This window comes from Streptomyces sp. NPDC052396 (genome assembly GCF_044593195.1).
Taxonomy (GTDB): Bacteria; Actinomycetota; Actinomycetes; order Streptomycetales; family Streptomycetaceae; genus Streptomyces.
Genome location: NZ_JBIUAW010000001.1, coordinates 711,977 through 724,920, shown reverse-complemented (window position 1 = coordinate 724,920; position 12,944 = coordinate 711,977). Strand labels below are relative to the sequence as shown.

The following is a 12,944-nucleotide window of genomic DNA, read 5'->3' as shown; positions in this document are numbered from 1 at the left end:
GTGCGGTTTTTTCCGGTTCCGAGGGGAGCGTCGGGCCTCCCACTTCGCGCCACTTTAGTGCACTCGTCCCCTCGGTCAACCAACCGGCCAGCGCGTCCCGCGACCGGGCCGAAACCTGTGCGTTCACCCGGATGGCGGCACACCGCCGGGCTGTGGGTTAGCTCACAAGGGGCGACATTGGCGGACTTTTTGCCCGGGCCTGGAAAGACCGGCGGGCCATTGGCCGATTACCTTCGTTGGCATGCCGATACCCGCGCCTCAGCCCTCACACGACAAGGACCACACGGACCCCACGGTCACCGACCGCCTGGTCAAGGCCAACGCGGAGTACGCCGCCGCGTTCACCGACCCGGGCATGGACGCCCGTCCGGTCCTCAAGGTGGCGGTCGTCGCCTGCATGGACGCCCGTCTGGACCTGCATGCCGCGCTGGGCCTCGAGCTCGGCGACTGCCACACCATCCGCAACGCGGGCGGGGTCGTCACCGACGACATCATCCGCTCGCTCACCATCAGCCAGCGTGCCCTGGGCACCCGCTCCGTGGTGCTCATCCACCACACCGGCTGCGGTCTGCTCAGCCTCACCGAGGACTTCCGGCACGAGATCGAAGCCGAGGTGGGCCAGCGTCCGTCCTGGGCGGTGGAGGCCTTCAAGGACCTCGACCAGGATGTGCGCCAGTCCATGCAGCGGGTGCGCACCTCGCCGTTCCTGCCGCACCGCGACGATGTGCGCGGCTTCGTCTTCGATGTGCACACCGGCCTGCTGCGGGAGATCGATCCGCGGCACTGATTGTCCTCAGGCGGTGTCATGACACCGCCGGTACGGCCAGAATGCGTAAGCGACGGCCCTGCTCCCCGGGGGCGGGGCCGTCGCTTGCTTCGGGGTGGGCCGGTCCGTACCCAGGACCCGGGCCCGCATGACGGGCCGAGGAGGGCCGGGTGACGACCTATGACGAGCCAGCGGTTCCGAGCGATCTGACCGCCACCGCCGAGCGGGTGCGGGCGGCGGTGGAGACCGTGATCGAGGGCAAGCCGGAGGTCGTGCGGCTCACCCTGACCGTGCTGCTGGCCGAGGGGCACCTGCTGATCGAGGACGTGCCCGGGGTGGGCAAGACCATGCTCGCCAAGGCGCTGGCCCGTTCGCTGGACTGCTCGGTGCGGCGCATCCAGTTCACCCCCGACCTGCTGCCCTCGGACATCACCGGGGTGAGCGTCTTCGACCAGCAGCGGCGGGACTTCGAGTTCAAGCCGGGCGCCGTCTTCGCCCAGTTCGTCATCGGCGACGAGATCAACCGGGCCTCACCCAAGACCCAGTCGGCGCTGCTGGAGTCGATGGAGGAGCGCCAGGTCACCGTGGACGGGCGGACCTATGAACTGCCCAGCCCGTTCATGGTGGTGGCCACCCAGAACCCGGTGGAGATGGAGGGCACCTATCCACTGCCGGAGGCACAGCGCGACCGCTTTATGGCCCGGGTCTCCATCGGCTACCCCGGCCCGGAGGCCGAGCTGCGGATGCTGGACACCCACGGTGCCCGGTCCCCGCTGGACGACCTGCGGCCGGTGGCGCACGCCCATGAGATCGTCAAGCTGGTGGAGGCGGTGCGCACGGTGCATGTGGCCGAGCCGGTGCGGCGCTACGCGGTGGACCTGGTGGCCGCCACCCGGCAGCACCCGGAGCTGAGACTGGGCGCCTCGCCGCGGGCCACGCTGCATCTGCTGCGGGCGGCCCGGGCCACGGCGGCGCTGGCCGGCCGGGACTTCGCGCTGCCGGACGATGTGCAGTCGCTGGCGGTGGCGGTGCTGGCGCACCGGCTGCTGCCCACCGCCCAGGCCCAGTTGAGCCGGCGCGGCCCGGAACAGGTGGTGCTGGACATCCTGCGGCACACCCCGGTGCCCGATCCCTACGGCCGGCCCTCCGCCGCCCCGCGGCGGCCGTGATGCCGGCCGAGGAGGAGGGCAGCCTGCGCGCGGCGCTGGCCGGGCTGACCACCCGGGGCCGCTCCTTCCTGGCGGCCGGCCTGGCCGCCACCGGCTGCTCCTATGTGCTGGGTCAGTCCGACCTGCTGCGGGTGGGGCTGCTGCTGGCCGTGCTGCCGCTGGTGTGTGTGGTGGTGCTGCACCGCACCCGGCACCGGGTGGCCGGCGACCGGGCGCTCTCCCCGGCCCGGGTGCCCGCCTCCGCCGAGGCCCTGGTGACGCTGCGGGTGGAGAACGTCTCCCGGCTGCCCACCGGCCTGCTGCTGCTCCAGGACCGGGTGCCCTATGTCCTGGGGCCGCGCCCGCGCTTTGTACTGGACCGGGTGGAGCCGGGCGGGCGGCGCGAGGTCTGCTACCGGGTCCTGTCCGACCTGCGGGGCCGCTATCCGCTGGGCCCGCTGCAGTTACGGCTCACCGACCCCTTCGGGATGTGCGAGCTGACCCGGGCCTTCAGCGCCCGGGATGTGCTGACCGTGGTGCCCCGGGTGGAGCCGCTGCCGGCGCTGCGGCTGGCCGGTGAGGCGGCGGGCTACGGGGACGGCCGGCACCGCTCGCTCGCCCTGGCCGGCGAGGACGATGTGATTCCGCGCGGCTACCGGCACGGCGACGACCTGCGCCGGGTGCACTGGCGATCCACCGCCCGCTACGGCGAGTTGATGGTGCGCCGTGAGGAACAGCCGCGCCGGGCCCAGGCCACGGTGCTGCTGGACACCCGGGGCGGCGCCTACCAGGGGGCGGGCCCGGCCTCGGCCTTCGAGTGGGCGGTGTCGGGGGCCGCCTCCGCCGCGCTGCACCTGCTGCACCGGGGCTTCGCGGTCCGGCTGCTGACCGACACCGGCAGTTCGGTGCCGGCCACCGCCTCCGGGGACGAACCCTCCGACGCCGGCGGGCTGTTGCTGGATGTGCTGGCGGAGATCGACCACTCCCCCGGCAGCTGTCTGACGGCTGCGCGGGAGGCGCTGCGCGGCGGCAACGAGGGGCTGCTGGTGGCCTTCTTCGGTGAACTGGACGAGCGGCAGGCGCAGTTGGCCGCCGGGATGCGGCGGCCGGGCGGCACCGCGCTGGCCTTTGTCCTGGACCCCGGCCGCTGGACCGGCCTGCGCTCCCCGCACGGCGAGCGGCCGGTGCGGCTGCTGCGCGAGGCGGGCTGGACGGCGCTGCCGGTGGCGCCGGGCGACTCGCTGGCCGGCCTGTGGCAGCGGGCCGGCACCCCGGCCGGCACGGCGCGGAGCGGGTCATGAGCGGCAGCGCGCGGCTGACGGTGTGCGCCACGGTGGCCACGCTGGCCGCCGCCTGTTCGCTGCTGCCACTGGTCAACCGGAGCGTCTGGATCGCCCAGGCCGCCTTTCTGCTGGTCTTCCAGGCGGCGGTGGGCGCGCTGGCCCGGCGGGTGCCGCTGCCCCGGGTGCTGACCGTCGGGGTGCAGGCGCTGGTCACCCTGCTGATGCTCACCGTGGCCTTCGCCCGGGAGCAGGCCCTGGGCGGGGTGCTGCCGGGGCCGGAGGCCCTGCGGACCTTCGCCGATCTGCTGCGCCAGGGCGCGGACGACGTGGGGCGGTACGCCATCCCGGCCCCGGCCGGCGCGGGGATAAGGCTGATGCTGATCGGCGGGGTGCTGGCGGTGGGCCTGGCGGTGGACGCGCTGGCGGTCACCTTCCGCAGCGCCGCGCCGGCCGGGCTGCCGCTGCTGGCGCTGTACTCGATCGGGGCCGGGCTGGCCCGGGGCGGCGCCGGCTGGCTGTGGTTCCTGGCCGCGGCGGCCGGCTATCTGCTGTTGCTGCTGGCCGAGGGGCGGGACCGGCTGGCGCGCTGGGGCCGGGTGTTCCCCGGCGGCGTGCGCGCCGGTTCGCCGGGCTTCGACCCGGTGGGCGCGGGCCCGGCCCTGGCACCGGTGCGCACCGGCCGCCGGATCGGGGCGCTGGCGCTGGGCATCGCGCTGGCCATACCGGCCGTGCTGCCCACCATCGACGGCGGCCTGCTGCGGCCGCAGGGCCGGGGGGACGGCCCGGGCGGGGACGCCGGCGGCACCATCTCGGCGGTCAATCCGCTGGTCTCCCTGCAGAACAGCCTCAACCAGCCGGAGAACCGGGAGGTCCTGCGCTACCGCACCACCACCGCCGACACCCAGGACCTCTATCTGCGGATCGTGGCGCTGGACCACTTCGACGGCTCCTCCTGGCGCGCCTCCGAGCGGCAGGTCACCGATGTGCCGGGGCGGCTGCCGCCACCGGCCGGGCTGGCCCCCGGGGTGCGCACCGACCCGGTGAACACCTCGCTGGTGGCAGCCGCCACCTATGGGCAGAACTACCTGCCCATGCCCTATCCGGCGGACCGGATCAAGGTGGGCGGGCAGTGGCGCTACGAACCGGAGGGCCGGGCGCTGGTCGGCGACCGGGGCCAGACCACCCGGGGGCTGCGCTACCAGGTCACCAGCCTGCTGGTGCAGCCCACCGCCGCCCAGCTGGCGGCCGCGCCGGCGCCCGAGGAGCGGATCCTGCGCGAGTACACCCGGGTGCCCGCCACCCTGCCCGCGGAGGTGGAGCGGGTGGCGCGCCGGGTGACGGCGGGCGCCGCCAACCCCTACCAGCAGGCGGTGAAGCTGCAGGACTGGTTCTCCGTGGGCGGCGGCTTCCACTACGACACCGAGGTGGCGTCCGGCAGCGGGGACAACGCGATCGTCCGGTTCCTCCGGGACAAGCGGGGGTTCTGCGTCCACTTCTCTTTCACCATGGCCGCCATGGCACGCACCCTGGGCATCCCGGCCCGGGTGGCGGTGGGCTTCACCCCGGGCGCGCCGCAGTCCGACGGGTCGGTGTCGGTCGGCTCCAAGGACGCGCACGCCTGGCCGGAGCTGTACTTCGAGGGGATCGGCTGGACCCGGTTCGAGCCCACGCCCAGCCGGGGCTCCCAGCCGGACTACACCATCGCCCAGAGCCCCTCGGGCACCACTCCCGACCTGCCCAGCCCGCCACCGGGCCGCGCCACCCGGCCCTCGGCGGCGCCGCAGACCGGCGAGTCCTGCCCGCCCCGGGTGCGGCGGGAGGACGGCTGCCCGCAGCCCCTGGCCCAGCCCGGCGCCGGGGACTCCGGGGGCGGGCTGTCAACGGGCGCCACGGCGGGGCTGGCGGCGGCCGGGCTGGCCGCGGTGCTGCTGATCCTGCCGCCGCTGCTGCGGCACCGGGTACGCGTCCGCCGGCTGGCCCCGGCCGGGGGCGCCCTGGCCGCCTGGCGGGAGCTGACCGACTCGGCCTGGGACTATGGCATCGCGCCCGACGGCTCGCACACACCCCGGCAGGCGGTGGCCCGCATCATCCGCCTCGGCGGGCTGTCCGGCCCGGCGGCCGGTGCGGCGGGCCGGGTGGCCACCGCCGTGGAACGGACCCTGTACGCCCCGCGCCCCACGCCGGCCGGCGCGCTGGCCGAGGAGGTCCACCGGGTACGTGCGGGCCTGCGCGCCTCGGCACCCCGGGGCACCCACCTGCGGGCGGTGCTGGCCCCGCGCTCGCTCAAGCGGCTGGCCACCCGCGCCCGTCAGGGGCGCGGGGAACTGCGCGACCAGCCACAAACAACCCGCACCTGAAGCACAACCCGGCCACCAACGACGCCGCCGGCGCAGCGCCCTTGCACAACAGAGGGCCAGGGCGCCCAACCGCACCCTGGCCCTCAGAACCCAAACGCCATGACCTACCGCTCAGTGGCCCTGCTCATCGCGGCGGCGCTGCCACCGCTGCTCGATCCGGTCCATCATCGACCGGCGGGGACGTCCTTGCCGCCGGGGGCCGCCGCCCAGAGGACCGGCCGCTCCACGCGCCGCGCCTCCCTTGCGCCACCCCGTCACCACCAGCACCGCGCACCCCAGCATGACCAGGAAGCCGACCACGCTGATCCAGATCCACTGGGCGACCATTCCGGCCATCAGCAGCGCGATACCCACCAGAAAGCCCGCGATCGCCTGGTAGACCCGTCGCCGGGTGTACGTGCGCAGGCCGCTGCCCTCGAGCGCTGTCGCGAACTTGGGATCTTCGGCGTACAGCGCTCGCTCCATCTGCTCGAGCATGCGCTGCTCGTGCTCCGAGAGCGGCACGGAGTCCTCCTACTCGTCGGTCGCGGGGGGCGACCGGGTGCGACCCTTTCAGGATAGGCAGGGATTCGCCCCCGTGAAACCCGCCCCTCTGCGCCAATTCACCCACCGGCCCCGGCTGGCGGCCGATGATGTCGGGACGTACATTCCCGCCCCGCCGACCCGTCATGCCGGACGGTGTTCTCCCGATCATACGGGGCGAACGGCCTGATCGGTGGGGTGTGGCCGGGGCCGCCCTCAGCCGCGCTGGGCCAGCACATGCAGCTGGGTGGCCACCGCGTGGAAGGCGGGCAGCGTGGCCGCCTCCTCCTCCAGCCGGAACAGCGCCTCCAGGGCTCCGGGCTCGGCGTCCACCAGCACTCCCGGCACCAGGTCGGCGAAGACCCGCACCCCGTGCACCGCGCCGACCGCCAGCCCGGCGCCCTCGGCCAGTTCGGTCAGCTGGGCGGCGGTGAAGCGGCGGGGCACCGGGTCGCCGGCACCCCAGTGGCCGGCCGGGTCGGTCAGCGCCTGGCGGGCCTCGGTGAAGTGCCCGGCCAGCGCCCGGGCCAGCACCGCGCCGCCCAGGCCCGCCGCGAGCAGGCTGAGGACGCCGCCGGGGCGCAGCGCGTCCACCGCGTTGCGCACACCGGCGGCCGGGTCCTCCAGGTACTCCAGCACCCCATGGCAGAGCACCGCGTCATAGGCGCCGCACTCCACCACGTCGAACAGGCCCTGGGTGTCGCCCTGCACCCCGCGCACCAGGTCCGCGACGCCCGCCTCGGCGGCCCGGCGCTCCAGCGCGAACAGGGCGTTGGGGCTGGGGTCCACCACGGTCACCCGGTGGCCGAGCCGGGCCACCTCGACCGCGAACTTGCCGCTGCCGCCACCCGCGTCCAGGACCTCCAGCACACCGTCCCGGCCGGCGACCTCGGCCCGGCGGTCCAGGGCGTATTTGAGGACCTCCCAGACCACGGCGGTACGCAGGGACGCGCGGGGGCGCGCTGGGGTCTCCCCGCCCTGGGCGGGGGAAGGCTCGGTCACGGCGGATGGCTCCTCGGCGCGGCGGCGATCGGATGGACGTCGAGGGACGTCGATCACACCCTAATGGGCCGGGCCCGGGCGCCCGTAACGCCAGGCCAGACCGGTCCGCGCGGGCGGACCGGGGCCCGGTTGACGGCGACCGCACCTCCTGCGTCATACTTTTTTAGACTGACTAGTCAGTTCAAGATCGTCACCAGGGAGGTCACCGTGGACCGCACCCCACCCGGGGCCGCCGTCAGAGCACAGGGATTCGGCGTCAAGGGCCCGCGCGGCTGGGCGTTCGAGGAGGTGGACGTCGACGCCCCGCCCGGCTCGCTGATCGCCGTCGAGGGGCCGTCCGGCTCCGGCCGCACCTGTCTGCTGCTCGCCCTGACCGGACGTATGCGTCCCGGCGCGGGATCCGCCGAGATCGGCGGGCTGGCGCTGCCCAAGCGGATGGCGGGGGTGCGGCAGTTCTCCGCACTGGCCCATGTACCGGGCGTGGCCGAGCTGGAGCCGGCCCTGACCGTGGCCGAGCACCTGCGGGAACGGGTGCTGCTGCAGCGCCGGTTCAGCGGTTCGCCGCGTGAACTGCTGCGGCCGCGCTCCGAGCGGCGGGCGGCCGCACGGGCCCGGATCGACGCGGCACTGGCCGCCGCCGGGCTGGAACCGGCCACGCTGCCCAAGGACGAGCGCACGGCCGCCCGGGACCTGGAACGGCTGGAGGCGCTGCGGCTCTCGCTGGCCCTGGCCCTGATCGGCGCACCGCGGCTGATCGCGGTGGACGATCTGGACCTCAAGCTGTCCGACGCCGAACGGGCGGAAGCCTGGGCGCTGTTGAGGTCACTGGCCGACGCCGGAACGACCGTACTGGCCGTGTGCAGTGAGGCCCCCGGGGACGCGGTGACGGTCCGCACCGGGCAGATCAAGAAGGAGGCGGCCCTCAATGCGCTCGCCTAGGCTGGCCGTTCTCGAACTGCGCAAGTTCGGCCGGGGCAAGCTGCCCCGGGCCGCGCTGATCGCGCTGCTGCTGCTTCCGCTGCTCTACGGCGGGCTGTACCTGTGGTCGTTCTGGGACCCGTACAGCCGGCTGGACAAGGTGCCGGTGGCGCTGGTCAACGACGACCGCGGGGCCACCGTGGACGGCAAAAAGCTCACCGCGGGCGACTCCATCGCCGAGGGGCTGCACGACAGCAAGACCTTCCAGTGGCACGAGACCAGCGCCGCCGAGGCCAAGCAGGGCCTGGAGAAGGGGCGTTACTACCTCTCGCTGACCATACCCGCCGACTTCAGCCGGCGGGTGGCGTCCAGCTCGGGCAAGACCCCGCAGACCGGTGCGCTCCAGGTGCACACCAACGACGCCAACAACTACATCGTGGGGTCGATCTCGCGCACCGTGTTCGCCGAGGTCCGGGCGAGCGCCTCCCGCAAGGCGTCCCGCGGCTTCTACGACAAGATCTTCGTCTCGTTCTCCGACCTGCACGACAAGACCAAGCAGGCCGCCGACGGCGCGGACCGGCTGGGCGACGGCATCGACAAGGCGAAGAAGGGCACCGGGGACCTCAAGAACGGCCTGGACACCGCCAAGGACGGCACCGGCAGGCTCTCGGACGGCGTGGACAAACTCCACGACGGCGCGGGCACCTTGGACTCCAGGACCCGGCAACTGGCCGACGGCGCACAGCAGGTGGCGGACGGCACCCAGAAACTGGCGGACCAGGTGAACGCGGCGGCGGACTCCAAGGAGGGTGTCTACGCCAAGCAGCACACGGCCGAGATAGGCCGGATCGCCGGCAAGGTGGCCACCGAGGCGCAGACCCTCCGCGGAAACCTGCAGAACCTGCCCTCGGCGGAGACCACACAGAAGCTCGCAACGGGTACCGCCACGGCATCGGCGGACCTGTCGGCGGCGTACTCGGCCCTGTGCGAGAAGGCGGCCAAGGCGGAGTCGTTCTGCCCGACGCTCAGCAAGGCCGTCTTCGCGGCGCAGCAGTCGGCGCTGGGTGCCCAGGACCTCAACACCCTGGTGCAGAACAAGAACGGCGAGCTGGGCAGCCTTCCGGAACAGCTGGACATCATCCAGTCCTCGGCCCAGAAGCTGGCCGACTCCGCACCCACCCTCGCCGACGACATCAACAACGCCGTGCGTGACGCCAACGCTCTCAACGACGGCGCCCAGAAGGTCGCCGCCGGCGCGAGCAGGATCCATGACGGTGCGGGGCAGCTGAACTCCGGGCTGGGCACCGCCTCGGACAAGATGTCCGCCCTGGACACCGGCATCGGCAAGCTGCAGAACGGCGCGGACACCCTGCAGGGCGGCATGTTCAAGCTCTCCGACGGTTCGTCCAAGCTCTCCGGCGGGCTGCACGACGGGGTCGGCAAGATCCCGGACTATGGCAAGCAGGACCGTGACGCCCGTACCGAGGTGATGGCCGACCCGGTGAAGCTGGCCTCACAGGCGCTGCACAAGGCGCCCAACTACGGCACCGGGTTCGCGCCTTACTTCCTGCCGCTGTCGCTCTGGGTGGGCGCCATGGTCGCCTATATGCTCATTCAGCCGCTCAACCGGCGCGCGCTGGCAGCCGGCGCCTCGGCCTGGCGGACCGCGCTGGCGGGCTGGCTGCCGGTGGTCGCGGTGGGGCTGGGACAGGTGCTGGCGCTGCTGGCGGTGCTGCACTGGGCGGTCGGGCTGGAGATGGAGCACGCCGCGGGCACCGTCGGCTTCCTGGCCCTGGCCTCGCTCTGCTTCGCCGCCATGGTGCAGTGGCTCAACGCCCGCTTCGGGCCGGCCGGACGGATCCTGGTGCTGGCGCTGCTGATGCTCCAGCTGACCTCGGCGGGCGGCACCTATCCGGTGCAGACCAGCCCCGGCTTCTTCAACGCCCTGCACCCCTTCCTGCCGATGAGCTATGTGGTGCAGGGGCTGCGCCACCTGATCTCGGGCGGCGACCTGGGCAGCGTCTGGCAGGCGTGTGCGGTGCTGGCCGCCTTCACCGCCGGTTCGCTGGCGCTCACCGCCTGGGCGGCGCGCGGCAAGCAGGTGTGGCGGGTGGACAAGCTGCACCCTGAGCTGAGCCTGTGACCGGGCATGGCCGGCGGGCGGGGAGAATCACCCCCATGGACAGCAGCGGTACACGCCGTCAGAACACACGACGGAAGCTCTTCGAGGCAGCGGTCACCCTGATCGCGGAACAGGGGTTCTCCTCCACCACGGTGGACGAGATCGCCGAACGGGCAGGGGTGGCCAAGGGCACGGTCTACTACAACTTCGCCAGCAAGACCGTACTCTTCGAGGAGTTGCTCAGGGACGGCATCGAGCTGCTGACCGTCTCCTTGCAGCAGGCGTCCGAGGAGACGGCCGCCCGTGGCGGCACCCGGGTGGACGCGCTGGACGCGATGATCCGGGCGGGGCTGGAGTTCATCGCCCGCTATCCCTCGCTGACCCAGCTGTATGTGGCCGAGCTGTGGCGCACCAACCGGGCCTGGCAGTCGACCCTGATGCAGGTGCGGCAGAAGGCGATCGCGGTGATCGAGTCGGTGCTGCGGGAGGCGGTGGACCGGGGCGAGCTGAGCACCGAGATCGATATTCCGCTGACCGCCTCGGCGCTGTTCGGCATGGTGCTGGTGGCCGCGCTGGACTGGCAGTCCTTCCAGCCGGAGCGGTCCATCGACGAGGTGCATGCCGCGCTGTCGCGCCTGTTGCAGGGCAGAGTGAGCGGGAGCTGAGGCCGGGCCCGCCCGCTACGATCACCCGGTGTCAGTCCTTCCTCTTGTCTTCACCAGCGGCTGGGCCAGCGGCATCAACGCCTATGCGGTGGTGCTGCTGCTCGGCCTGCTGGGCCGTTTCGGCGTCACCGACCAGGTCCCCCACGCCCTCCAGCGCCCGGATGTGCTGATAGCCGCCGGGGTGCTCTTCCTCTGCGAGGTCGTGGCGGACAAGATCCCCTATGTGGACTCCGTCTGGGACGCGGTGCACCTGGTGATCCGTCCCATCGCCGGCGGAGTGGTCGCCGCCCTGCTGGCCGGGGACCACGGCTCGCTGTCCCACTTGGCCGCCGGGGCAGTGGGCGGCATCACCGCACTGCTGAGCCACCTGGTGAAGGCGGGCACCCGGATGGCCGTGAACACCTCCCCGGAGCCGGCCAGCAATATCGTGCTCAGCCTGGTGGAGGATCTGGCGGTGGCGGCCCTGGTGGTCTTCGCCCTGTTCCACCCGGTGGCGGCGGCGGTCATCGCGGGCACCCTGCTGGGCCTGGGCATCGCCCTGGTGGTCTTCCTGTGGAAGCGGGTGCGCGCCTTCCTCGCCCGGCGGCGGCAGCGGCGCCGGGCCCCGGCTCCCGAAGGCGCGGTCGGCACCCCCCGTTAGAGTCGGCGGCATGACACGGATTGTGGTGATCGGCGCCGGAATGGGCGCCATGGCGACGGCCGCGCGACTGGCCGTCGCGGGCCACCGGGTGGCGGTGTACGAGCGCTCGACGGTGCCCGGCGGCGGCGTCGGCCGCCTGGCCAGGGACGGCTTCACCTTTGACACCGGCCCCGGCCTGCTCCATCTGCCCGCTGTCTACCGCGATTTGTTCATCAAGACCGGCAAGGAGTCGCTGGAGCAGAGCCTCGGCCTGCACCAGGTCGACCCGGCCGCGAGCCACCGCTTCGCGGACGGCACCTCGGTCAACCTGCCCAACGCCTCCCGGGCCGGGGTGGTCCAGGCACTGGACGCGGCGCTGACCCCCGGAGCAGGCGAGCGCTGGAGCGATCTGGTCAACCGGGCCCGGGACGCCTGGGACGCCACCCGGCGCCCACTGCTGGAGGAGCCACTGCCGGCCGATCCGGACCGGCGTGCCGCGCTTGGGCACGACCCCTATCCGGCCCTGCGCCGGCGCGGGCTGTTCCGCCGCTCCACGCCGGCCACGCTGGAGGCCGTCGCCCGGCGGGAATTGGCCGATCCCCGGCTGATCGCCCTGCTGGAGAGCCATGCCCTGGCCCACGGTCTCGATCCGCGCCGGGCACCCGCCGGCGCCGCCGTACTGCCGTATATGGAGCAGACTTTCGGCAGCTGGTACGCCCAGGGCGGCATCCGGGCCCTGGCCGAGGCCCTGTACGCCCGCTGCCTGGCCCGGAAGGCGGAGTTCCACTTCGGTGCCGAGGTGACCGGCCTGCTGGAGAAGGACGGCCGGGCCGCCGGGGTGCGGCTGGCCGATGGCACGGTGGCCGAGGCGGACGCGGTGGTCGCGGGCGTGGATCCGGCGGCGCTGCCGGCGCTGTCCGGGTTCGCGCAACGGGACGTGCCGCGCAGCCGGTTCAGTGTCTTCCTGGCCCTGCGCGGGGCCCGCCCGGCGGACACCCCACACCGCACCGTGATCCACACCCCCGACCGGGAGGCGGAGCTGGCGGCGGTCTTCGGCCCGGCGCCGCACGCCGGCCACCGGCCGACGGTGATCGCGCTGCGCCCGGACGACCCGTCCACCCGGCCCGATGCGGACCATGAGGCGCTGACGCTCACCGCCACCGTCGCCCCGCAGGGGGAGGTGGACTGGGCGGACGGTCCCACCCGCGAGGGCTTCGCGGACCGCATGGTCCAGGCGGCGGAGGTGGCTGTCCCCGGCCTGGCCGGGCGGGTGCTGTGGCGTGCGGTGCGCACCCCGCTGGAGGTGGAGGCCGCAACGGGCGCTCGGGGCGGCGGCGTTCCGGCTCCGGCCCTGGCGGGCGCCGACGGCGCCTTCCTCCACCCCGCCAACTCGGGCCGCCTGCCCGGCCTTTACCTGGCCGGCGGCTTCGCCCACCCCGGCGGCGGGCTGGCCCACGCGGGGATGTCGGGTGCGCTGGTGGCGGGCCTGATCGTGGAGGGTGCGGCCTTCCGCGGCTCGCAGTGACAGGGGGCGCCCCGTAA

11 protein-coding genes are annotated in these 12,944 nt (G+C 73.6%); 9 read left to right on the top strand and 2 right to left on the bottom strand.

The window, feature by feature from the left end; genetic code table 11:
- The first annotated feature begins 241 nt into the window (after positions 1–241).
- The 4 genes from ACIHFE_RS03580 to ACIHFE_RS03565 all read left to right on the top strand — a co-directional run bounded on the left by ACIHFE_RS03580 (position 242) and on the right by ACIHFE_RS03565 (position 5,554).
- Positions 242–787, top strand: coding sequence for a beta-class carbonic anhydrase (locus ACIHFE_RS03580; protein ID WP_400104102.1), 546 nt, complete (start codon positions 242–244; stop codon positions 785–787).
- Positions 788–936: 149 nt separating this feature from the next.
- On the top strand, positions 937–1,935 hold the full coding sequence (locus ACIHFE_RS03575; RefSeq protein WP_400104101.1) for an AAA family ATPase: 999 nt from the start codon (positions 937–939) through the stop codon (positions 1,933–1,935).
- Positions 1,935–3,215, top strand: coding sequence for a DUF58 domain-containing protein (locus tag ACIHFE_RS03570; RefSeq protein ID WP_400104100.1), 1,281 nt, complete (start codon positions 1,935–1,937; stop codon positions 3,213–3,215). The genes ACIHFE_RS03575 and ACIHFE_RS03570 overlap by 1 nt, the downstream gene beginning before the upstream one ends.
- A complete protein-coding gene (locus tag ACIHFE_RS03565) occupies positions 3,212–5,554 on the top strand; it encodes a DUF3488 and DUF4129 domain-containing transglutaminase family protein (protein ID WP_400104099.1) in 2,343 nt (780 codons plus the stop codon). Before ACIHFE_RS03570 ends, ACIHFE_RS03565 begins: the two co-directional genes overlap by 4 nt.
- Before the next feature lie 111 nt (positions 5,555–5,665).
- Here ACIHFE_RS03565 and ACIHFE_RS03560 read toward each other — a convergent pair whose 3' ends face one another.
- Complete coding sequence (locus tag ACIHFE_RS03560; protein ID WP_400104098.1) at positions 5,666–6,058, bottom strand: DUF3040 domain-containing protein; 393 nt, start codon at positions 6,056–6,058, stop codon at positions 5,666–5,668.
- Between the two features lie 234 nt (positions 6,059–6,292).
- Positions 6,293–7,078 carry a methyltransferase gene (locus ACIHFE_RS03555; RefSeq protein WP_400104097.1) on the bottom strand — a complete coding sequence of 262 codons (786 nt, stop codon included), beginning with the start codon at positions 7,076–7,078 and terminating at the stop codon, positions 6,293–6,295.
- Between the two features lie 207 nt (positions 7,079–7,285).
- Here ACIHFE_RS03555 and ACIHFE_RS03550 point away from each other — a divergent pair, with 207 nt between their 5' ends.
- From ACIHFE_RS03550 to ACIHFE_RS03530, 5 genes are read left to right on the top strand one after another with little or no spacing between them, the layout of a single operon-like run.
- Positions 7,286–8,017 (top strand): ATP-binding cassette domain-containing protein, encoded by a 732-nt coding sequence (locus tag ACIHFE_RS03550; protein ID WP_400104096.1) that lies wholly within the window; start codon positions 7,286–7,288, stop codon positions 8,015–8,017.
- Positions 8,004–10,139, top strand: a complete 2,136-nt coding sequence (locus tag ACIHFE_RS03545) for a YhgE/Pip family protein (protein WP_400104095.1) — start codon at positions 8,004–8,006, stop codon at positions 10,137–10,139. Before ACIHFE_RS03550 ends, ACIHFE_RS03545 begins: the two co-directional genes overlap by 14 nt.
- A gap of 35 nt (positions 10,140–10,174) precedes the next feature.
- Positions 10,175–10,783, top strand: coding sequence for a TetR/AcrR family transcriptional regulator (locus ACIHFE_RS03540; protein WP_400104094.1), 609 nt, complete (start codon positions 10,175–10,177; stop codon positions 10,781–10,783).
- Between the two features lie 28 nt (positions 10,784–10,811).
- Positions 10,812–11,423: a DUF4126 domain-containing protein gene (locus ACIHFE_RS03535; protein ID WP_400104093.1), complete on the top strand. Its 612-nt coding sequence runs from the start codon at positions 10,812–10,814 to the stop codon at positions 11,421–11,423.
- A 10-nt stretch (positions 11,424–11,433) separates the two neighbouring features.
- Entirely contained in the window at positions 11,434–12,927 is a 1,494-nt protein-coding gene (locus ACIHFE_RS03530) for a phytoene desaturase family protein (RefSeq protein WP_400104092.1), read from the top strand.
- Positions 12,928–12,944: the final 17 nt, after the last annotated feature.

Bases quoted from the DNA above. Each gene is read 5' to 3' on its own strand.
- ACIHFE_RS03580 (WP_400104102.1), top strand. From the start codon at position 242: ATGCCGATACCCGCGCCTCAGCCCTCACACGACAAGGACCACACGGAC.
- ACIHFE_RS03570 (WP_400104100.1), top strand. From the start codon at position 1,935: ATGCCGGCCGAGGAGGAGGGCAGCCTGCGCGCGGCGCTGGCCGGGCTG.
- ACIHFE_RS03565 (WP_400104099.1), top strand. From the start codon at position 3,212: ATGAGCGGCAGCGCGCGGCTGACGGTGTGCGCCACGGTGGCCACGCTG.
- ACIHFE_RS03545 (WP_400104095.1), top strand. From the start codon at position 8,004: ATGCGCTCGCCTAGGCTGGCCGTTCTCGAACTGCGCAAGTTCGGCCGG.
- ACIHFE_RS03540 (WP_400104094.1), top strand. From the start codon at position 10,175: ATGGACAGCAGCGGTACACGCCGTCAGAACACACGACGGAAGCTCTTC.
- ACIHFE_RS03530 (WP_400104092.1), top strand. From the start codon at position 11,434: ATGACACGGATTGTGGTGATCGGCGCCGGAATGGGCGCCATGGCGACG.